Origin of the sequence: Flaviaesturariibacter aridisoli (assembly GCF_004343705.1) — a bacterium.
In the GTDB taxonomy this organism is placed as follows: Bacteria; Bacteroidota; Bacteroidia; order Chitinophagales; family Chitinophagaceae; genus Flavisolibacter; species Flavisolibacter aridisoli.
The window spans coordinates 1-19,842 of record NZ_SKFH01000035.1 but is presented as its reverse complement, the minus strand read 5'-3'; the positions used below and the strand labels follow the sequence as shown (position 1 = coordinate 19,842).

Genomic DNA, 19,842 nt, shown 5'->3' with positions numbered 1-19,842 from the left:
TGAGAGACCGGAATGGGTATAACATGTGCGCAAATAACACCCCGTGGAAAACCGGTTTTGGCAATTCCCGGCACAATTATTTAATTCACAATGTAAACAAGTCACTACCGCAGCGCTGGCCCAGGAGGCTAACTGTCGTAGTCACGAACAACTTGGATGCTACTGCGGCCCTCGCCGGATTTTTTACCTGAAAACCTACCATCATTGAGAGACACGATCATCAATCTGGAAACCGTCAACCCCATTGAATTCTTTGGCGTCAACAACGGAAAGCTGGACATCCTCAAGAAAAAATTTCCCCTGCTCAAAATCCTCTCCCGCGGCACACAGCTCAAACTCAGTGGCGCGCCCGAACAAGTGGACGGCGCCCGCGAAAAGATCGAGCTGCTGATCCAGTACCTGGAGCGCAACGGGCACATGAGCGATAACTACTTTGAGCAGGTGCTCGGCGGCGACGACGCCGAAACGGTCGACAACTTCGTGGAGCGAAACCCGGCCGATGTGCTGGTATTTGGCCCCAACGGAAAGACCGTTCGCGCCCGCACGGCCAACCAGAAGCGCCTGGTGACCGCCGCCGAGAAGAACGACATCGTATTTGCCATCGGGCCTGCCGGTACGGGTAAGACCTATACCGCCGTGGCCATGGCCGTGCGCGCGCTGAAGAACAAGGTGGTGAAAAAGATCATCCTCACGCGCCCCGCCGTGGAGGCCGGTGAAAGCCTTGGCTTCCTTCCGGGCGACCTGAAGGAAAAGATCGACCCCTACCTGCGCCCGCTCTATGATGCGCTCGACGACATGATCCCGGCCGATAAGCTCGGATACTACATGTCGACCCGCACCATCGAGATCGCGCCGCTGGCTTACATGCGCGGCCGCACGCTGGACAACTGCTTCATCATCCTCGACGAAGCACAGAACGCGACCGACCTGCAGCTCAAGATGTTCCTCACCCGCATCGGCGGCAACGCCAAGGCCATTATTACCGGCGACCTGACGCAGGTGGACCTTCCGCGCAACCAGCGCTCGGGACTGGGCAAGGCGAGCAGCATCCTGCGCAACATCGACGGCATCGGCTACATCGAGCTGGACGAAGAAGACGTAGTGCGCCACCGCTTGGTGAAGGCCATTCTGAAGGCGTACGACAAAGAAGGCCAGCGCGAAGCCGAAGCCGAGGAAGCCGAACGTGCCGAGCGCCGCCAGCGCTATGCGCCGAAGCGCCCCGACGAAGGCCAGCCCTCCTGAGGAAGTACTTTTGGAACCAAAGCCGCGGAACCCTCCGCGGCTTTTTTTATCACACGGGCTAACCAGGGGTGACAACTCTCATGGCTCCCTTTTGCAGATTGTCGCTTTCTTTGCAGCAATGACGAAACTCCTGCTGCCAGCCCTCGGCCTTGTGCTCCTGTGCGGATGCTCCGACACGACACCGCCCACGACCTCCGACAGCGATATGGATGCTGCCCGCAACTTCCTGCGCGCATCCCTGAACAACGACTTCGACAAGGCACGTGAGTATATGCTCACCGACTCCGCCAACAGCCAGTTGCTGAAGGTTGCCGCCGATCAGCGCTCGCGCCTGAGCCGCGAGGAGAACCGTCACTACCAGGATGCCACCATCCGCATCTACGACACCCGCAAGGTCAACGATAGCAGCAGCATCATCGTATACGACAACTCCTACCGCCAGACGCGCGATTCGCTCCTGGTGTTCCGCTCGGCCGGCAAATGGCTCGTAGACCTCAAATACACCTACCTCAGCACTCCTAAATAAGTCCATGAAAGCGTTCCTCTGGGTTGGGCTGGGTGGCGCGATGGGCAGCATGCTCCGCTTCGCCCTGCAGTACTTTTTCAACGTCGGGGCATTCCCCTGGGGCACCCTGGGTGTTAACCTGGCGGGCTGCCTCCTGATGGGTCTGTTCTGGGGCCTCGCCGACCGGGGCTCCATGCCCGACAGTGGCCGGCAACTACTGATGAGCGGCTTCTGTGGCGGCTTTACCACGCTCTCGGCCTTTTCGCAGGAAAGCAATGCGTTGCTCCAGCAGCAACGGAACCTCTCCTTCTTTTTATACGCTGCGGGCACCTTCCTTGGCGGTTTGCTGGCTACCTTCGCGGGCTACAAAGCAATTCCCTCATGAAGAAAATCCCCAGCCTGCAGGTGCTGCATCCCTGGCACGGCGCCACCTATGGCGCCGACGCTCCGACACAGGTGAACGCCCTCATCGAGATCCCGCAGGGCTCCCGCACGAAGTATGAGATCGACAAGGAAACCGGCCTGCTCAAGCTCGACCGCGTCATCTACTCGTCGTTTCACTACCCCGTCAACTACGGCTTTATTCCACAGACGCTCGGCCTCGACGGTGACCCACTCGACATCCTCGTGCTCTGCTCGCAGTCCATCCAGGCGCTCTGCCTCGTGGAAGCCACCGTCATCGGCAACATGCAGATGATCGACAACGGCGAGGAAGACGACAAGATCATCGCCATCGCCGCCAACGACCCCTCCGTAAACCACATGCGCGAGATCAGCGACCTGCCGCGCCACTTCTTCAACGAGCTGAAGAACTATTTCGAGCAATACAAGGTGCTCGAGAACAAGGAAGTGATCATCGAAGATTTCCAGCCGCGCGAAACCGCTTACAAGATCATCGGCGATGCCATAGATTTATACCGTGAAAACTTCACGCACTAATACCAAACACATGGACGCTCAACTGGTGCTGATCCTGCTGATCGTTGGTCTCGTTGCCGGTATCCTGGGTGGCCTCGTCGGGATCGGCGGCGGCATCGTCATCGTTCCGGCGCTGGTTTACTTCCTCGGCTACTCGCAAAAGATGGCCCAGGGCACCTCGCTCGGCATCCTGCTGCTCCCCGTGGGCATCCTGGCCGTATGGCAGTTTCACCGGCAGGAGTACGTCAGCTGGCACGCCGTGTGGCTCGTGGCCCTCGGCTTCGTGCTTGGCGGGTATGTAGGAAGCCGCATTGCGCTTTCCCTTCCGCAGGACACGGTGAAAAAGATCTTCGCCATCATGCTCATTCTTATTGCTTTTAAAATGCTCTTCCTGGACAAAAAGATCAAGGAAGTGGCACGAACCAATGAGACCGCGACCGTGCCCCGCGCGCCGCAGGACTCGTGAAGCGTGAAGCGTGAAGCGTGGAAGCCCCCCTCCTGCCCTTCCCTTTGGAAAGGGAGTATACCTACTTACAACGGATGCCTTCGGCATCCGTTCTTTTTGCCGCGCATCGCGATTTACCGATTACCGATTGCCGATTGCCGTATGGAATTCCGGCCGATTCCGCATCTTTACAGCAAACCGACGCTTCTGCCGCCCCGCGTGCCCCATATGACCGACAACGAGCTGCTGGCCCAGTACTACGCCAGCGGCGACCAGGAATGGCTCGGCCACCTGCTGGAGCGCTATACCCTGTTGCTGCTCGGCGTATGCCTCAAGTACCTAAAAGACGAACAGGAAGCCCGCGACGCGGTGCAGCAGGTGTTTCTAAAAGTGCTCACCGAAGCAGGCCGCTTCAAGATCGACTTTTTTAAATCCTGGCTGTATATGGTGGCCAAGAACCATTGCCTGATGAAGTTGCGCAGTACGCAGGGACGGCGGATGCAGGATATCGACGACCACTCGTTCGCAGCACCCGAAGACCGCCGCGACGAGCTGTTGGCCAACGAGCAAATCTACCGTCACCTCGAATGGGCGCTGGGCGAACTCGGCAACGAGCAGCGCCAGTGCGTAACTTTGTTTTACCTGGAAAAAAAGAGCTACCAGCAGATCAGCGACGCTACCGGCTACTCGCTGCTGCAGGTCAAAAGCTACATCCAGAACGGCAAGCGCAACCTGCGGATCCTGCTGGAGCGCAAGCTGAAAGAGAACCCGTTATGAACGAGCGCCTCAAAGACATATTATCCAGCCTCCACTCCGAGGTAGACCAGGAAACGCTGCTGCGCTACCTGGAGGGCCACCTCGCGCCCGAGCGGCAGCACGAGCTGGAGGCGCAATTGCTCGACAACGACTTCGAGGCCGACGCACTCGAGGGCCTGCAGGCCCTCCCCGACTCCGGGAAGCTGCCCGGCATCGTAGACGCACTCAATCACGACCTCCGGAAAAAAACACAGAAGCGCCGCAGCCGCCGCGGAAAGACGGCCCGCATCGAGCCCTGGCTCCTGCTCACACTCGTTACCGTATTACTACTGGTCATCGTGGCCTTCCTTGTAGTGCGCCTCAGGGCCGGCCAGTAACAGCCGCGGCGTAGCTGATCTACTACAGGCAGCTGTTCCATTCCGTACATCATATTGCCGTGTTCGCTGACCCGCCGTTTTATCGGGACATTCTACTTTAGCAGCGCGTGTCCAGTTGCCGGCAACGGCAGCAAGACCGCCCAATAGACGATATGCCGACGGAATACGATCCACGTTTCCGCACAAGGTGCCAGTAACGATTCTTTCGAACGTAACGACTTACGCTTGCTTATGTATCACAAAAAGCCCCCGCATGGCGGGGGCTTTTACATCAGGCTTCCGGTGTCGGTCTTCTGATTGTAAGACTTGCTATTGGTATTGAATGTAAACCGGCTTCGGCTTCAGGCCGAGCACCTGCTCGCGGGTCATCATTTCTTTCTGGCCCGACTTCTCTACGTCGTTCACGTAAAACAGCTTGAAGCCCGTCCACTGCACCGGCTGCTCGTTGATCCAGTAGCGGTACGTGCCCTTCTTCAGGTCCGGGGGGCCCCAGCCGTCCATATCCATGATGATCTGCAACTCGGGGCGCAGCTTGATCTTGTCGTAGTTGGTCACCATTCCTTTGGTAAAGCGGTGTACCATGAACATCTTGGGCGGCAGGTTGTTTTTCTTTACGATGCTGGCAAGGTAGTCGCCCACCCAGTTGATGTCCGCGGCATCGATTGTACCGATCACCGACCCGGGCTTTTTGCCGCCTTTGCCGAGCATGGCGAATTCGGGGTCGATACCGAGGTGCACGTTGGGCAGCGACAGGAATTTCTCAAACAGCGGGATCTCGTCCTGCAGTGTGCTGAGGCCGATCTGCACGTCGATGAACACGATGGCGTTGATCTCCTTCGCCCAGTTCAGGATCGTGTCGATCTGGTGGAGCGGCATGCGGTAGCGGTACTTTCCGTCCTTGCCGGGCGCGCCCTGGGCGGTAACGGCGATATAGTGCAGGGAGGGGATCGATTTGATGACCGTATCGGCGGCGTTCCACTTCTTCACCTCCTCGAGCAGGTTGGGGATCATCTGGGCCTTGGGCCATTTGCCGAGGGCGCCCATTTTGTTGGAGTAGAGGTTGCCGTAGTAGGCGATGGGACGGTAGAAAGGCAGGATCGCGCCGGGCAGCGGGTAGGGCTGGTTCTTCACCGGCCAGCGGCCCGACGTGTCGCCGTTGGCCACGTAGCGCATCAGCGAGTCGTAGCGGGCCGTATCGAGCACCGCCTGGCGGCTTTCCGCGGTCCCGGGTGGCGCCGTTTTCACCGATTGGTTTGATTGCTTGCCGGCAGAGTCGGCATTCTGGGTGCTGCCGCCCTTGCCCTGGCCATTGCAGGCCAGCAGGGTTAACGCGCAGCAGATTCCGATAAATCCTTTCATGGCGCGAAGATAGCCGCGCGTAATCAGATAAGGCTCGGCGGTAGTTCGCTTTACGCATTTTTTCCGTTTTTTTATGAGCTTCCATCGCAACCCCGGGATCGAACCGCCCACAACTCGTCCAAACCCTTCTGAACTTCCGGAACCACGGAAACCCAAAGAACCCTTAAGAACCCTGAAAACCCTGAGAACCTTTGTATTTTTGCACCCTGGCCGGAGCTTTGAACTCCCGGGCAGGACCGAAAACATGAGCAAAAAAGGAAAAGTGCTGGTCGCCATGAGCGGCGGCATCGACAGCACCGTAACGGCCCTCATGCTCCACGAGCAGGGCTATGAAGTAGTCGGCATTACCATGAAAACCTGGGACTACACCGCCTCGGGTGGTTCCAAGAAAGAGACCGGCTGCTGCAACCTCGATTCCTTCAACGACGCGCGCGCCGCCGCCGTTGAGCACGGCTTCCCCCATTACATCCTCGACATCCGCGACGAGTTCGGCTCCTTCGTGGTGGAGAATTTTGTGGACGAATACCTCGCCGGCCGCACCCCCAACCCCTGCGTGCTGTGCAATACGCACATCAAGTGGCGCGCCCTGCTGAAGCGGGCCGACGCCCTCGACTGCGAGTTCATCGCCACCGGTCACTACGCCTCCGTGGCGCAGCACGGCAACGGCCGCTACTATATTTCGAAGGGCATCGACGAGACGAAGGACCAGAGCTACGTGCTGTGGGGCCTCGAACAGGACCTGATGAGCCGCACGCTTCTGCCGTTGGGCAATTACCGCAAGACCGAGATCCGCCAGATGGCGCACGATTTCGGCTACCCCGAGCTGGCCAAGAAAGCCGAGAGCTACGAGATTTGCTTCGTGCCCGACAACGACTACCGCGGCTTCCTCCGACGCAAGGTGGACGGGCTCGAGGAGCGCGTGGCCGGTGGTGCGTTCGTGGACAAAGCCGGAAACATCCTTGGCCGCCACAAGGGCTACCCCTTCTATACCATCGGGCAGCGCAAGGGCCTCGACATCACCTTCGGGAAGCCGGTGTATGTAACCAGCATCGACCCCGACACCAACACCGTGACCCTCGGCGACGAGGCCGACCTCGACCGCGATGAAATGTTCGTGGGCAAGATCAACTGGATCAAGTACGACGGCATCGGCGAAGGCATGGAGGCGAAAACAAAGATCCGCTACAAAGACGCCGGCACCGTGTCGGAACTGGTGCCCGCCGACGGCGGCGTGCAGGTGCGTTTTTTCGAAAAGGCCAAGGGTATCGCACCGGGTCAGAGCGCCGTATTCTACGAGGGCAACGACGTCATCGGCGGCGGGATCATCCAGCGGTATTAGGCGGTAGGCGATTTATCCGTAGTTTTAAACACCCGGGCTGCCGCCTGGCACCGGGATTGAATACTTCTAACTTATGCGAAAAATCGTCCCGTTCCTGCTCCTCGCAGCGCTGCCGGCCTCGTTCCTGGCCTGCAAGAGCTCCAAGGAAGAACTGCTGCCGGAAACACCTGACCAGTACCTGAGCCTCCAGCCGGGCAAATACATCATCTACCGCCTCGATTCCACCGTGTATACCAACTCCGGCCGGACCACCGAATGGCATTCCTACCAGGAGCGCCACCTCGTGGATACGATCGTGACCGATGCGCTCGGGCGCCCCGCCTGGCGCATCTTCCGCTCGCTGCGGAACGTCAACGGGAGTGGAGCCTGGATGCCCGCAGGCACGTTCCTCGCCACCGTCACCGCCGGCACCTACGAGTTACAGGAAGACAATATGCGCAGCATCCGTCTCACCACGCCCGTGCGCGAAGGCGCTGCCTGGCGCGGCAACCGCTTCCTCGGCGCCGACCCCTACAACAACCTGTACGCCTTCGACAACGACAACAACATCGCCGACTGGGATTTTACCGTAACCGGTGTGAACCAGGACCTGACCCTGAACGGTAAAAGCTATAGCGGCGTGGCATCGGTGGACATCGTGAACGAGCAGCTCCTTCCCGACACCATCGACGTCAGCGGCAGCAGCGTGCAGATCCCCACCGGCTCTAAGCTCGTTTGGCTCCGCGGCAACAGCACGGCCAACACGATCACCCTCACGCCGCCGGCAACGCCCCCGCCGGGCCGCCTGCTGTCGGTGTACAACTTCACCAACCGCCCCGTAGTGCTCAACGGTATCGAAACACTGCCCACCCTGGGCCGCAACTACGAGTATTACAACAACAGCTGGACCTACGGCAACGGCGAAGACACCACGACGGCGTACCTGCCCTTCGGCTTCCGCTCTTTTGCCCGCGAACAATATGCCCGCGGCGTCGGCCTCGTTGCGCAGGAATACGTATTGTATGAATTCCAGCCCAATCCCAACGGCACCCCGTACACGATCGGCTTCGGTGTCAAGCGGACCATACTGGAACACAACTGATCAACATGAAAAGCAAGAAGCTCCTCGTGGCGCTGGCCCTGCTGGCCGGCCTTTCGTCCGAAGCGCAGGTAACCCGCTACGTGGTGAAGCTGCGCAACAAGGGTTCCAACACCTTTTCGCTGGCGGCCCCGGACGCCTACCTGTCGCCACGCGCCGTAGCCCGGCGCACCCGCTACGGCATCGCCATCGACAGCACCGACTTGCCCCTCTCCCAGCGCTACCTGGACAGCATTGCCTCCGTGCCCAACCTCACGATCCTGAACCGCTCGAAGTGGCTCAACGAAGTGTCGATCCAGACCACCGATGCCGCCGCGCTGACCCGGATACAAGGTTTTTCCTTCGTGCAGTCGGTAGGCCAATTGTCGGCGCGCTTCGCCAATGGCCGCGGGCCACTCGTTGCCGCCCACAACAAGTTCACCCAGCCCGCCGGCACCGCCGCGCCGATGCGCGTGCAGCAAACGGAAGCCGACTCGTATAACTACGGTCAGTCGGCCGCGCAGGTGAAGATCCACAACGGGCAGTTCCTCCACAACATTGGCCTGCACGGTGAAGGGATGATGATCGGGATGCTCGACGCCGGCTACCAGAATTACCTCACCGTGCCTTCGCTCGACAGCGTACGGCTCAACGGGCAGATCCTCGGCGTGTACGATTTCGTAGCGCTCGATGGCAGCGTCAACGAAGATGATGCGCACGGCGGAGAGTGCTTTTCCACCATCGCCGCCAACAAGCCAGGCACCTTTGTGGGCACGGCGCCGAAAGCTTCCTTCTGGCTCTTCCGCACCGAAAACGCGGCCACTGAAACGCCCATCGAAGAATTCAACTGGGTGTGCGGCGCCGAGCGTGTAGACAGCGTGGGCGGCGACCTGCTTTCCTCTTCACTGGGCTACAATACATTCGATGCGCCCTTTGGCGCGCAAAGCCATACCTACGCCGACCTCGACGGCAATACGACCCGCCCGGCCATCGGCGCCGACCTGGCGGCAAAAAAAGGCATCCTCGTGGTAAACGCGGCGGGCAATGAAGGCACCAACGGCTGGTTCCGCATCATCACCCCCGCCGACGGCGACAGCGTGCTCGCCGTGGGCGCCGTGAACAGCGCCGGCGTGCCGGCCAACTTCAGCAGCCGCGGCCCCTCTTCCGACCGGCAGGTAAAGCCCGACGTCGCCTCGGTGGGCGTGGGCACTATCGTTCAATACCCCGGCGGCACCATCGCCGGCGGCAATGGCACCTCCTTCGCCACCCCCAACCTGGCAGGCCTCATCACCTGCCTCTGGCAGGGATTCCCGGAGCTGAATAATATGGCCATCATCGACGCCCTGCGGCAATCGGGCACCAAGGCCACGGCCCCCGACAGCATCGTGGGCTACGGCATCCCCGACGTGCGTAAGGCGCTCATTGCGCTCACCAAAACGCAGGTCACTTCGGCCAGCACGCAGGGCAACTGTAAGGCTACGATCAGCTGGAGCAGTAAAGACGTATCGGGCATGCGCTACGAGCTGCAGCGCAACGTACCCGGCCAGGCGGGCTATACAACGGTATTCAGCACGGCCGGAACGGGGCCCGTTTTCGGCGCGCGGCACAACTACCAGTATGCCGATACGCTGACCGGCGTAGCCGCCGGCACCGTCAACTACCGCGTGGTACAGTACTTCGACACGTCGGTCGCTTCGCCGGCTTCCGACATTATTGCCACCCAAACCATCAACCTGTCGGCAGCTTGCACAGGCACCGGAATCAATGCGCCCGGCTACTCCGACCGCAGCATCGTGCTGCAGCCCAACCCGGCCCGCAATACGGTTACGGTGCAACTCACCCTGCCCAGCGCCGAAAGCAACCTGCTGATCGTGGTGACCGACGCCATCGGCAAGCAGGTGCACCAGCAGAAGTGGTCCGCCGCAGCCGGCAGCACCCTCGTACCGGTGAGCGTGTCGAAATTCGCTTCCGGCAAATACTTTGTGTCGGTTTACGCCGGCGGCCGGTTGATCGGCACCCGGGAGCTGGTTAAATTATAATTGAAAAAGGGCCGCAAACAGCGTATCGGCCTTTTGATCATACCCTTTGAAATAGCGGGCGGACAGCAATGTCAGCCCGCTTGCTTTTTGCAGGAAGGCCACATTGTCTTCATTTTCCGCCGAAAACACCGAGCAGGTGGTATACAGGAAATAACCGCCCTTTTTCACCTGCTGCAGCGCATTGACAGCGATGCGCCGTTGCAACGAGGCATAGTGTGCGATCTGTGCTTCTTCGAAATACTGCAGCTGCTCCGGTGTTCGGCCCCAGGTGCCGGAGCCCGAGCAGGGCGCATCGCAAAGTACCACGTCGAAGTCGTGGGCAAACGAAAAGGTGGAGGCGCCCACATCGTCTTTGAAGGCTCGGTAGTTACGGATGCCGGCATCGCGGAAACGCGTCCGTAAATTATTGAGGATGGAATCGCGTATATCGGAAGCCGTCAGCTGAACCCGCGGGAACCGGTCGATCGCCAGGATCGACTTTCCTCCACTGGCTGCGCAACAATCCCAGAGCGTAAACTTCGCATCGGGAGCCAGTCGCTCCTGGAGCCCGGAAAGCACCTGTTGCGAATTGCGGTCCTGCACAACGGCCTCGGCATTCATGGAAAGTACCGTGTCGACCCGTGCGCCATTGGGCAGAGCCAGGCAATCGGGCGCACAGACGGTGAACGGTATGGTTGCGGCTGCCAGTTTCTGCTTGACCGCCTCTTCATGACCCGGCCGCAGGCGCAGAAATAGGTCGGGCTGCTGCAATTGCGAGCGCGCAAATGTGAGTGCATCGATCTCCGGCGACAAATGCCGGTGCAAAGGAAATAACTGGAGTGCCTCCTCATTGGTCAGCGACCCGGCCTCCTGTAATTCCATGGCCTTGTAAATGCGCTCTTCGGCCGCCAGGTTCCGGTACAGGTTGCCCAGCCGGAAATAAGCATAACAAAACTGCGACACGGTCCGCCGGTCGCGCGAGCCGAATTTTTTCTCCTTACGGAAATAGTCTTTCAGAAAAGCCGCGAACGGGACCTTGCCGTCATAGGCAGTAAGAATCGTTGCCGCTGATTTAACGTAGGCTTCCACCTTCATGCAGCAAAGGTGCCGAAAATGCGGTGAAGGGCCGTAATAGAAGTAGTTGGTTCAGGTGACGACAGTTGTCCTCGTGCTGAGCGTCAAATCTACCTTGCGCTGCCGCGCTGCAGTCCGTCCATTAATGTCCATTAACGTATTTTCGTTTTGGCATGGCCCGCAAAAAGAACGAAATCGACGCCGCTGCGCTGGCGCTGCTTCTGGAACTGGTGCGCCGCTCTTTCGGCAGCCCGGTGACCTACGGCGCCGACTGCGCGTTATTGAGCGCGGATATCGCGCGCAGCACCGGCCAGGTGGTGAGCACCCAGACCCTGCGGCGCCTGTTTGGGTTTATCCGATCCCCATTTGCCCCCTCGGTGCGCACGCTCCACACCCTGGCGCAATTTTCCGGTTACCCCGACTGGCCCACCTTTTTGCGTGAGCGCAGCAGTCTCGACTTCGTGCCGCTGGAGGCCGACCAGGAATCGCGCCTGTACCTCGACTTCTTCAATATCCAGCTACAGGAGGAGTCGGATATGAACTACCATAATGCCAGCCGCAACATCGCCCTGCGCATCCTGACGCACACACCCCTGTTGCACCGGGTGGCTCCATTACTGCTGAAGACGGAGACCGGGCGTCGCTACTTCTTTGAGAAGTTCCCGTATATCGACGGCCTTTGCGGCGATTACCGCCAGTATCTGTTCCTGTACGTGAAACACGGCTCAACGGAAACACGTGTTTTCGGCAACGCACTGCTTTGCCTCGGTGCTTTCCTGAAAGGCGATCGACGCGCATTCCTCCAAGCCTTTACCAAGGTTACGGACTATGACTGGCAGCGGGCGCCGCACCCCTTCCTGATGGCGCGTTGCCTCGGCACCCGCCTGCTGCACGCCCAGCTACTTGATCTTCCGACCGATGAGCTCCTGGAGGAGATCCAACAACAGGCGGAGCGTCATAGCCACCTGAAGCCGATCGGGTTCTGGCGCTACGATTTTTTTCACCACCTCATCGCGGAATACCTGCTCCTCACCGGCCACCTGCAGGAATGCTGGCGGCTCCTGCTCCCGCTGCGGGAAAATGCGGGCCGTTACAATATGGAAGCCGGCTACCCGGAAGCGCTGCAGGTAAGCATGGCGGTGGCGCGCTGGGGCGGCAAGCCGGAACTGCTGCGGCGATGGATCGATGAAGACCTGGCCTTCATCCAGGTGCATCCGCTCTTCCGCCACTACTACGAGTTGCTGGCGCTGCGTGTGTACCTCAACGCCTCCGGAAGGAGCGGAAAAAAAGCGCGGGCAAGGCTAGCGGAACTCGTGCGCCGTACGGGGTTCACCGCCTTTTTGGACGCATAAAAAAGGCCCTCTTGCGAGGGCCTTTTCCAGTGTATTTACAGGGATCACAACCCGAGCAGCGCTTTGGTCGGATCCTTTCCGAACAGCAGTAGCTCGGGGTTCTCCAACAGCTCTTTCACCCGCACGAGGAACGATACCGACTCGCGGCCGTCGATGATGCGGTGGTCGTAGCTGAGGGCGAGGTACATCATCGGGCGTACCACGATCTGGCCGTTCACCACAACGGGGCGCTCCTGGATTTTGTGCATACCGAGGATGGCCGACTGCGGGATGTTGATGATCGGCGTCGACATGAGCGAGCCGAAAACACCGCCGTTGGTGATGGTGAAGGTGCCGCCCTGCATTTCTTCCATGGCGAGCTTGTTGTCGCGGGCCTTGCCGGCCAGCTCCAGTACTTTCTTCTCGATCTCCTGCATGCTGAGGCTTTCGGCGTTGCGGATCACCGGCACCACGAGTCCCTTGGGGGCGCTCACGGCGATGGAGATATCGCAGTACTGGTGGTATACGATCGAGTCGCCGTCGATATAGGCGTTCACGGCGGGCCACTCCTGCAGCGCAAAGCAGCAGGCCTTGGTGAAGAAGGACATGAAGCCCAGATTCACGCCGTGCGTTTCCTTGAATTTGTCTTTGTTGGCCGTGCGGATGGCCATGATGGCGCTCATGTCCACTTCGTTGAAGGTGGTGAGCATGGCCGTGGTATTCTTGGCTTCCACGAGGCGGCGGGATACCGTCTTGCGCAGGTTGCTCATCTTTTCCCGCTTTTCGTCGCGGTTGAAAGCGGCGGTACCCGGCTTACGGCCCGGGTTGCTGAGGGCTTCCAAAACGTCTTCCTTGAGGATCTTGCCATTGTAGCCGCTGGGCTGGATCGATTTGGGGTCCACTTTTTTGTCGGCAATGATGGCGGAGGCCACGGGTGTCGCCTTCACATCATTGGGCACCGAAGTTACCGGGGCGGCTGCAGGGGCGGGTTGTGCTGCCGGCTTCGGAGCTTCCGCGGCGGGCGCTTCGGCTGCAGGAGCCGCTACACCTTCGGGCTTGGGTGCCGTCTCGTCGATCTGCGCCAGCACGTCGCCGATGTTGAGGGTATCGCCTTCCTTACCAACGGTTTTGAGTACGCCGGCCTGCTCGGCATTCACCTCGAAGGTGGCCTTCTCGCTTTCGAGCTCGGCGATCACCTCGTCGCGGTTCACGTAGTCACCGTCGTTTTTCAGCCATTTTACCAGGGTCACTTCATTTATCGACTCGCCTACGGTAGGCACTTTGATCTCAATCATCCCAAATGTGTTTTCAGTTTTATCCTAAGATTCGTCCTTATAATGCCTGATCTCTGATGCAGGATGTCTGATTTGAAAAGATACCCGGTATCAGACAACCGACATCAGACATTAAATGCCGTGTCTATGATCTCTGCCTGCTCGCCTGCATGCACTTTGCTGTAGCCGCTGGCGGTGGAGGCGCTGGCCTGCCGGCTGATGATGCCGAAATTGATGCGATCGAGGTTCATTCGCAGGAAGGCGGCCGCACCCATGTTGAGCGGCTCTTCCTGAACCCAGAACCAGGTGGCGCCGCGGTACTTCGCCTGCAGGGTTTCCAGCTGCTTCATCGGCAGCGGGTAGATCTGCTCGAGGCGCACGATAGCCACGTCGCCACGGTTGTCTTTCTGCTGCCGCTCGGCGAGGTCGTAATACACCTTGCCGCTGCAAAACAGCACTTTCTTCACGGCGCCCGCGTCGGTTACGAAAGCATCGTCGATCACTTCCTGGAAGCCGCCCTGTGTGAAGGCGCTCATCGCCGAATAGGTGGCCTGCAGGCGCAGGTTGGCCTTCGGTGCGAAGTTGACCAGTGGCTTGCGGAAGGGCCAGGCCAGCTGGCGGCGCAGCGCGTGGAAGAAGTTGGCGGAGGTCGTGATGTTGGTCACCACCATGTTGTGCTCCGCACACAGCTGCAGGAAGCGCTCCAGGCGGGCGCTGGAGTGCTCGGGGCCCTGGCCCTCGTAGCCGTGCGGCAGCAGCAGCACCACACCGTTCATCCGCTGCCACTTCGTTTCGGCACTGGCAATGAACTGGTCGATGATGATCTGGGCGCCGTTGGCGAAGTCGCCGAACTGCGCTTCCCAAAGCACCAGCGAGGAGGGAGAGGCAAGCGCGTAACCGTACTCGAAGCCGAGCACGCCGTATTCGCTGAGGAGGGAGTTATAGATGCGGAACTGGTTGGCAGCATTGGCGGCGCCGTTCACGCGGTTGTATTCCTGGTTGGTCGCCTCATCGTAGATCACGGCGTGGCGGTGCGAGAAGGTGCCGCGCTTCACGTCCTGGCCGCTCATGCGCACGTCGTGCCCGTCGGCCAGCAAGCTGGCGTAGGCCAGCAGCTCGCCGGTGGCCCAATCCACCTTTTGCTCGCCTTCGAAAAGCTTTACCTTGTCCTGCAGGATCTTTTCGATCTTCCGCAGCGGCTTGAAACCTTCGGGCCATTTCATGAGGCCATTGAAAAGCGTGCGGAACTGCTCCTCGCTGATGGCCGTGGCGGGCGAGCCGTCGAAGTCGGACACGGTCGCCTTGCGCAGGGTTTGCCAGTCGAGGTCGGGCTTCTGGTATTTATACGGGAGCGGGTTCTGCTTCACCTCGTCGAGGCGTTCCTGGAGGTCGCTCCAGAACTTCTGCTCCATTTCCTTGGCCAGGCCCTGCGCGTCGGCTTTGCCGTGCTGCATCAGGTACTGCACGTATTGCTCGCGCGGGTTGGCGTGCTTGTCGATGAGGGCGTACAGCTGCGGCTGGGTAAACTTGGGGTCGTCGCCCTCGTTGTGCCCGTGGCGGCGGTAGCACACCATGTCGATAAAGATATCGGTATTGAATTGCTGGCGGTAGCGGGTGGCGATCTCCACGCATTTCACCACCGCTTCCGGATCGTCGCCGTTCACGTGCAGCACAGGTGCCTGCACGGTGGCGGCGAGTGAGGTGCTGTAGTCCGAAGAGCGGGCGTCGTCGAAGTCGGTCGTAAAGCCGATCTGGTTGTTGATCACAAAGTGCATCGTGCCGCCGGTTTTGAAACCGCGAAGGGTGCTCATTTGCAGGATCTCGTACACGATACCTTGGCCGGCCACCGAAGCATCGCCGTGGATCAGCACGGGCAGCACCGAGTCGAATTCGGACTTATACAGCACGTCGGCCTTGGCGCGCGAATAGCCCAGCACCACGGGATTGACCGCCTCGAGGTGCGAGGGGTTGGGCGTCAGTTTCAGGTGCACCTTGGCGCCCGACGGCGTGCTGTGCTCGTGTGTGAAGCCGAGGTGGTATTTCACGTCGCCGCTCCCCATCGTCTGGTCGGGGATAGCGGTGCCTTCGAATTCGGAGAAGATCTGCTCATAGGTCTTGCCCATGATGTTGGCCAGCACGTTGAGGCGGCCGCGGTGGGCCATGCCGATCACCACTTCCTGCACGCCTACTTCGGCGCCGGTATTGATCATGGCGTCGAGGGCGGCGATGGTGGTCTCCCCGCCTTCCAGCGAGAAGCGCTTCTGGCCGACGTATTTGGTATGGAGGAACTTTTCGAAAATAACGCCCTGGTTGAGCTTCTCCAGCACGCGACGTTGCTTTTCGAGCGGCAGGGGGCTGGCAAAAACGGTCTCCACCTGTTGCTGCAGCCATTCGAGGCGGTGGCGGTCAACAATATATTGGTATTCCACGCCCACATGGCCGCAATAGATCGTTTCGAGGCGCTCCACGATCTGGCGGAGGCTGGCCCCAGGCTGCCCTAAGGCCTGTCCGGAAGCAAACTTCTGGTCGAGGTCGGCATCGGAAAGGCCAAAATCCTTGAGCTCAAGCGCTGCGCCGCGGTCTTTACGCGGGCGGATGGGGTTTGTTTTGGCAACGAGGTGGGCATTTTTCCGGTACGCCTCGATAAGGCTGAACACGGCAAATTCCTTCGTCAGCGAGCCGGCGTCCACAGCAGTGCCGTTGACGGCGGGAGCAGCCGGGCTGCCGTTGCGACCCTGGTTCACGGCAAAGTCGAAACCTTCAAAAAAACGGCGAAATTCAGGGTCTACGCCCGAGGGGTTTTCCACGAAATCGTTGTAAAGGCTTTCTATATAGGCAGGATGGGAATTCGTGATATACGAGAAATCCTTCATGAAAAGGGGATTTGAATTTTGGGTACGCAAATATACCGTTGTTTCACTCTCCCGGGCAAATCCGGAAACAGGGTTGCAAAAACCCTCTTAACAAAAAAAATCCGCGATGCAACATCAGACATCAGACATTTTTCTTACCTTTGCCCTCCGAAATTAAAAGAACATGGCTAATCATAAGGCAACAAAGAAAGATGTGCGTCAGTCCGCAAAGCGTCGTGAGCGCAACCGCTATTACGGTAAAACTACCCGTAACGCCGTACGTGACCTGAAGGACCTGTCGGACAAAGCTGCTGCCGGCGACAAGATGCCTTCGGTGATCGCAATGATCGACAAGCTCGCCAAACGTGGTGTCATCCACAAGAACAAGGCCAGCAACCTGAAGAGCAAACTCGCCCAGCGCCTCAACAAGCTCGCGTAATCGACTCCTCGCTATAAATGCTTCGAAGCGTTCCCACGGGAGCGCTTTTTTTGTTGGACCGAAGCGTAGCGCCGGCCTTTATTCGGGGCTATATTAGCGGATGCGCTTTCGCCTCCTCCCCTTTTTCCTGGTGGCCGTACTGGCCGCCTCCGGACAATCCGCTCTTCCCACCTGGTTCGAAACCCATGGCCGCAACAGCTCGCCACCCTATACAGAGACCATTTCCTGGTGGAAGCGGCTCGACGCAAAGGCACCGCAGGTGCAACTGCGGGAAATGGGCCGGACAGACGCCGGCTACCCGCTGCACCTGGTGCTGGTATCGAATGACCGCGATTTTGACCCGGCTTCGATCCACCGAAAGGGCAAGACCATCCTCTTTGTCAATAACGGGATTCACCCCGGCGAGCCCGACGGCATCGACGCTTCGATGCTGCTCGTGCGCGATATCGTGGCCGGCACATACAAGTTGCCCGACAATGTCGTGCTGGCCATCATCCCTGTTTACAATATCGGCGGCGCCCTCAACCGGAGCCCGTATTACCGCGTGGACCAGGCCGGCCCCGATGAAAAGGGCTCGCGCGGCAACGCGCAAAACCTCGACCTGAACCGCGACTTTATCAAGGCTGACAGCCGCAATGCGCTCAGCTTCGCCCGGATCTTCCGCTGGCTCGACCCGGAAGTATTTGTAGACAATCATGTGAGCAACGGCGCCGACTACCAGCACGTGATGACGCTCCTGAGCACGCAGCACAACAAGTTGGGTGGCCCGATGGGCGCTTACCTGAAAAAGACATTCGAACCGGCCTTGTATGCGCGCATGAAAGGCGCCGGATATGATCTCGTTCCCTATGTCAACCACTGGAGCGATGCACCGCCCGAGCAGGGTTGGCCGCAGTTTGTGGATGGCCCGAGGTATTCCAGTGGCTATACAACGCTTTGGAATTCCTTCGGTTTTGTGCCCGAAACACATATGCTGAAGCCCTACCCGCAGCGGGTAGCAGCAACGCGGGCGCTGATGGAGTCTTTTATCGCCTTTATGGCCGCTAACGGCGCGGAACTGCGCCGGTTACGGACCGCTCAATTTGCGCACCTCTCGGCCGCGACGGAGCTCCCGCTGGCCTGGAGCTGGGATAAAAGCGGAAAGACCGAGATTGATTTTAAAGGCTACGAAGCCACAACGCGCACCAGTGCCGTGTCCGGGTTGCCGCGTCGTTTTTATGATCGCAGCAAACCCTTCGAAAGGAAGATCCCTTTTTACGACACCTACCGCGATTCGCTCCAAGTGACGGTGCCGCCCGCTTACGTGATTCCGCAGGGATGGTGGAAGGTAATTGAGCGACTGCAGGCGAATGGTATTCGTATGCGCCGGTTATTGGCTGACACCGCTTTCGAAGTTGAAGCGTACCGTATTGAAAGCTATACAGCGGGGACAAGGCCGTATGAGGGACACCACCTGAATACGAACGTGCGGGTCAGCAAAAAGAAGATCCGCCAGAAGTTCCGCAAGGGCGACTATTTTATTGAGACGAATCAATTCGGCATTCGCTTCCTGGTGGAGACGCTGGAGCCACAGGCCGAAGATTCCTACTTTGCCTGGAACTTCTTCGATCCCATCCTGGGTCAGAAAGAGGGTTTTTCTGATTATGTCTTTGAAGAAACGGCAGCAGGCTACCTGGCGGAGCACCCGGAAATAAAAGGCGAGCTGGAGGAGAAGCGGAGGACGGATACCGCTTTTGCCAGGAGCGCGGCCGCCCAATTGGATTTCATTTACCGGCGCACCCCCTATTACGAGCCGGGCCATATGCAATACCCGGTGTACCGGGTCGCACGATGATAAAAGGAAAAGAGACCCGGGGGGGTCTCTTTTTTATGAGGCGTTGTCTTCTTTAATAGGCTCTTTTTCCCCGTGTAGTTTTGTGGGGGAGGTGGGGTAAAAGAAAAAGCCTCAGTTTTCACTGAGGCTTTTAAAGAGATATGGCGGCTACCTACTCTCCCGCATGTTGGTGCAGTACCATCGGCCATGAGGGGCTTAACTTCTCTGTTCGGGATGGGAAGAGGTGAACACCCTCGGCAAAACCACCATAATATTGGTGATGATCGAGTCATCAATAAAGTGACATATTGGAATCGTTGCTAAACAAGCGAGAATAGATAAGAAAAAAATTAAAGCGTACGGGCAATTAGTACTACTCGACTTTGCTGTCACCAGCTTTACATCTGTAGCCTATCAACGTCATCGTCTCTGACGACCCTTAAAAGTAAACTCATCTTGAGGAAGGTTTCACGCTTAGATGCTTTCAGCGTTTATCCTGTCCGTACATAGCTACTCAGCGCTGCACCTGGCGGCACAACTGATACACCAGCGGTACGTACGACCCGGTCCTCTCGTACTAAGGTCATGTCCTCTCAATTTACTTGCGCCCACCACAGATAGGGACCGAACTGTCTTGCGACGTTCTGAACCCAGTTCACGTGCCACTTTAATCGGCGAACAGCCGAACCCTTGGGACCTTCTCCAGCCCCAGGATGTGACGAACCGACATCGAGGTGCCAAACCTCCCCGTCGATATGAGCTCTTGGGGGAGATCAGCCTGTTATCCCCGGAGTACCTTTTATCCTTTGAGCGATGGCCCTTCCATACGGAAACCACCGGATCACTTCAGCCGGCTTTCGCCCCTGCTCGACGCGTCTGTCTCACAGTCAAGCTCCCTTATACTGATGCGCTCTACGTACGATTACCAACCGTACTGAGGGAACCTTTGCAAGCCTCCGTTACTTTTTAGGAGGCGACCACCCCAGTCAAACTACCCACCATGCACTGTTTCCCGTAAGGGATTAGACCCTAAGCAAACGAAG

At 58.8% G+C, this 19,842-nt stretch carries 17 protein-coding genes and 2 rRNA genes; 13 read left to right on the top strand and 6 right to left on the bottom strand.

From position 1 onward, the window contains the following. Positions 1 to 204: 204 nt before the first annotated feature. From E0486_RS15690 to E0486_RS15660, 7 genes are all read left to right on the top strand, one after another. The gene (locus E0486_RS15690; RefSeq protein WP_243697462.1) at positions 205 to 1,242 is read left to right on the top strand and encodes a PhoH family protein; all 1,038 of its coding nucleotides are present in this window, start codon (positions 205 to 207) and stop codon (positions 1,240 to 1,242) included. A gap of 118 nt (positions 1,243 to 1,360) precedes the next feature. Further along, positions 1,361 to 1,768 carry a nuclear transport factor 2 family protein gene (locus E0486_RS15685; protein ID WP_131853485.1) on the top strand — a complete coding sequence of 136 codons (408 nt, stop codon included), beginning with the start codon at positions 1,361 to 1,363 and terminating at the stop codon, positions 1,766 to 1,768. Positions 1,769 to 1,772: 4 nt separating this feature from the next. Next, on the top strand, positions 1,773 to 2,132 hold the full coding sequence (locus E0486_RS15680; RefSeq protein WP_131853483.1) for a fluoride efflux transporter FluC: 360 nt from the start codon (positions 1,773 to 1,775) through the stop codon (positions 2,130 to 2,132). Next, complete coding sequence (locus tag E0486_RS15675) at positions 2,129 to 2,686, top strand: inorganic diphosphatase (protein ID WP_131853481.1); 558 nt, start codon at positions 2,129 to 2,131, stop codon at positions 2,684 to 2,686. Before E0486_RS15680 ends, E0486_RS15675 begins: the two co-directional genes overlap by 4 nt. A 10-nt stretch (positions 2,687 to 2,696) precedes the next feature. Then, positions 2,697 to 3,131, top strand: a complete 435-nt coding sequence (locus E0486_RS15670) for a sulfite exporter TauE/SafE family protein (RefSeq protein WP_131853479.1) — start codon at positions 2,697 to 2,699, stop codon at positions 3,129 to 3,131. Between the two features lie 141 nt (positions 3,132 to 3,272). Continuing rightward, on the top strand, positions 3,273 to 3,887 hold the full coding sequence (locus E0486_RS15665; protein ID WP_131853477.1) for an RNA polymerase sigma factor: 615 nt from the start codon (positions 3,273 to 3,275) through the stop codon (positions 3,885 to 3,887). Then, positions 3,884 to 4,243 (top strand): hypothetical protein, encoded by a 360-nt coding sequence (locus tag E0486_RS15660; protein ID WP_131853475.1) that lies wholly within the window; start codon positions 3,884 to 3,886, stop codon positions 4,241 to 4,243. Before E0486_RS15665 ends, E0486_RS15660 begins: the two co-directional genes overlap by 4 nt. 309 nt (positions 4,244 to 4,552) lie before the next feature. Here E0486_RS15660 and E0486_RS15655 read toward each other — a convergent pair whose 3' ends face one another. Further along, a complete protein-coding gene (locus tag E0486_RS15655) occupies positions 4,553 to 5,602 on the bottom strand; it encodes a hypothetical protein (RefSeq protein WP_131853473.1) in 1,050 nt (349 codons plus the stop codon). Positions 5,603 to 5,846: 244 nt separating this feature from the next. Between E0486_RS15655 and mnmA the strand changes: the two genes are divergently transcribed. The 3 genes from mnmA to E0486_RS15640 all read left to right on the top strand — a co-directional run bounded on the left by mnmA (position 5,847) and on the right by E0486_RS15640 (position 10,037). Next, positions 5,847 to 6,941, top strand: coding sequence for a tRNA 2-thiouridine(34) synthase MnmA (gene mnmA / locus E0486_RS15650; RefSeq protein WP_131853471.1), 1,095 nt, complete (start codon positions 5,847 to 5,849; stop codon positions 6,939 to 6,941). Between the two features lie 73 nt (positions 6,942 to 7,014). Next, positions 7,015 to 8,022 carry a hypothetical protein gene (locus E0486_RS15645; RefSeq protein ID WP_131853469.1) on the top strand — a complete coding sequence of 336 codons (1,008 nt, stop codon included), beginning with the start codon at positions 7,015 to 7,017 and terminating at the stop codon, positions 8,020 to 8,022. Between the two features lie 5 nt (positions 8,023 to 8,027). Beyond that, complete coding sequence (locus E0486_RS15640) at positions 8,028 to 10,037, top strand: S8 family serine peptidase (RefSeq protein WP_131853467.1); 2,010 nt, start codon at positions 8,028 to 8,030, stop codon at positions 10,035 to 10,037. On the opposite strand, the gene E0486_RS15635 is transcribed toward E0486_RS15640, so the two are convergent. Beyond that, on the bottom strand, positions 10,032 to 11,111 hold the full coding sequence (locus tag E0486_RS15635; RefSeq protein ID WP_131853465.1) for an RsmB/NOP family class I SAM-dependent RNA methyltransferase: 1,080 nt from the start codon (positions 11,109 to 11,111) through the stop codon (positions 10,032 to 10,034). The two genes, E0486_RS15640 and E0486_RS15635, sit on opposite strands and share 6 nt — an antisense overlap. 152 nt (positions 11,112 to 11,263) lie before the next feature. Here E0486_RS15635 and E0486_RS15630 point away from each other — a divergent pair, with 152 nt between their 5' ends. Next, positions 11,264 to 12,442: a hypothetical protein gene (locus E0486_RS15630; RefSeq protein ID WP_131853463.1), complete on the top strand. Its 1,179-nt coding sequence runs from the start codon at positions 11,264 to 11,266 to the stop codon at positions 12,440 to 12,442. A gap of 44 nt (positions 12,443 to 12,486) precedes the next feature. On the opposite strand, the gene odhB is transcribed toward E0486_RS15630, so the two are convergent. Next, positions 12,487 to 13,716 carry a 2-oxoglutarate dehydrogenase complex dihydrolipoyllysine-residue succinyltransferase gene (gene odhB, locus E0486_RS15625; protein WP_131853461.1) on the bottom strand — a complete coding sequence of 410 codons (1,230 nt, stop codon included), beginning with the start codon at positions 13,714 to 13,716 and terminating at the stop codon, positions 12,487 to 12,489. Positions 13,717 to 13,820: 104 nt separating this feature from the next. Further along, positions 13,821 to 16,568 carry a 2-oxoglutarate dehydrogenase E1 component gene (locus tag E0486_RS15620; protein ID WP_131853459.1) on the bottom strand — a complete coding sequence of 916 codons (2,748 nt, stop codon included), beginning with the start codon at positions 16,566 to 16,568 and terminating at the stop codon, positions 13,821 to 13,823. A 163-nt stretch (positions 16,569 to 16,731) separates the two neighbouring features. Between E0486_RS15620 and rpsT the strand changes: the two genes are divergently transcribed. Together rpsT and E0486_RS15610 are read left to right on the top strand one after the other, a co-directional pair. Beyond that, positions 16,732 to 16,986 carry a 30S ribosomal protein S20 gene (gene rpsT, locus E0486_RS15615; RefSeq protein WP_131853457.1) on the top strand — a complete coding sequence of 85 codons (255 nt, stop codon included), beginning with the start codon at positions 16,732 to 16,734 and terminating at the stop codon, positions 16,984 to 16,986. Positions 16,987 to 17,086: 100 nt separating this feature from the next. Continuing rightward, the gene (locus E0486_RS15610) at positions 17,087 to 18,820 is read left to right on the top strand and encodes a M14 family metallopeptidase (RefSeq protein WP_131853455.1); all 1,734 of its coding nucleotides are present in this window, start codon (positions 17,087 to 17,089) and stop codon (positions 18,818 to 18,820) included. 138 nt (positions 18,821 to 18,958) lie between these two features. Here the strand turns inward: E0486_RS15610 and rrf are convergent. Further along, positions 18,959 to 19,070 (bottom strand): 5S ribosomal RNA (gene rrf, locus E0486_RS15605). A 75-nt stretch (positions 19,071 to 19,145) separates the two neighbouring features. Beyond that, positions 19,146 to 19,842: ribosomal RNA gene (locus E0486_RS15600) — 23S ribosomal RNA — on the bottom strand; the annotation flags it as partial.

What these genes read in the sequence shown, in the direction of transcription:
- E0486_RS15685 (WP_131853485.1), top strand. Translation starts at nt 1,361, where the DNA reads ATGACGAAACTCCTGCTGCCAGCCCTCGGCCTTGTGCTCCTGTGCGGA.
- E0486_RS15680 (WP_131853483.1), top strand. Translation starts at nt 1,773, where the DNA reads ATGAAAGCGTTCCTCTGGGTTGGGCTGGGTGGCGCGATGGGCAGCATG.
- E0486_RS15675 (WP_131853481.1), top strand. Translation starts at nt 2,129, where the DNA reads ATGAAGAAAATCCCCAGCCTGCAGGTGCTGCATCCCTGGCACGGCGCC.
- E0486_RS15670 (WP_131853479.1), top strand. Translation starts at nt 2,697, where the DNA reads ATGGACGCTCAACTGGTGCTGATCCTGCTGATCGTTGGTCTCGTTGCC.
- E0486_RS15665 (WP_131853477.1), top strand. Translation starts at nt 3,273, where the DNA reads ATGGAATTCCGGCCGATTCCGCATCTTTACAGCAAACCGACGCTTCTG.
- E0486_RS15660 (WP_131853475.1), top strand. Translation starts at nt 3,884, where the DNA reads ATGAACGAGCGCCTCAAAGACATATTATCCAGCCTCCACTCCGAGGTA.
- E0486_RS15655 (WP_131853473.1), bottom strand. Translation starts at nt 5,602, where the DNA reads ATGAAAGGATTTATCGGAATCTGCTGCGCGTTAACCCTGCTGGCCTGC.
- mnmA (WP_131853471.1), top strand. Translation starts at nt 5,847, where the DNA reads ATGAGCAAAAAAGGAAAAGTGCTGGTCGCCATGAGCGGCGGCATCGAC.
- E0486_RS15645 (WP_131853469.1), top strand. Translation starts at nt 7,015, where the DNA reads ATGCGAAAAATCGTCCCGTTCCTGCTCCTCGCAGCGCTGCCGGCCTCG.
- E0486_RS15640 (WP_131853467.1), top strand. Translation starts at nt 8,028, where the DNA reads ATGAAAAGCAAGAAGCTCCTCGTGGCGCTGGCCCTGCTGGCCGGCCTT.
- E0486_RS15635 (WP_131853465.1), bottom strand. Translation starts at nt 11,111, where the DNA reads ATGAAGGTGGAAGCCTACGTTAAATCAGCGGCAACGATTCTTACTGCC.
- E0486_RS15630 (WP_131853463.1), top strand. Translation starts at nt 11,264, where the DNA reads ATGGCCCGCAAAAAGAACGAAATCGACGCCGCTGCGCTGGCGCTGCTT.
- odhB (WP_131853461.1), bottom strand. Translation starts at nt 13,716, where the DNA reads ATGATTGAGATCAAAGTGCCTACCGTAGGCGAGTCGATAAATGAAGTG.
- E0486_RS15620 (WP_131853459.1), bottom strand. Translation starts at nt 16,568, where the DNA reads ATGAAGGATTTCTCGTATATCACGAATTCCCATCCTGCCTATATAGAA.
- rpsT (WP_131853457.1), top strand. Translation starts at nt 16,732, where the DNA reads ATGGCTAATCATAAGGCAACAAAGAAAGATGTGCGTCAGTCCGCAAAG.
- E0486_RS15610 (WP_131853455.1), top strand. Translation starts at nt 17,087, where the DNA reads ATGCGCTTTCGCCTCCTCCCCTTTTTCCTGGTGGCCGTACTGGCCGCC.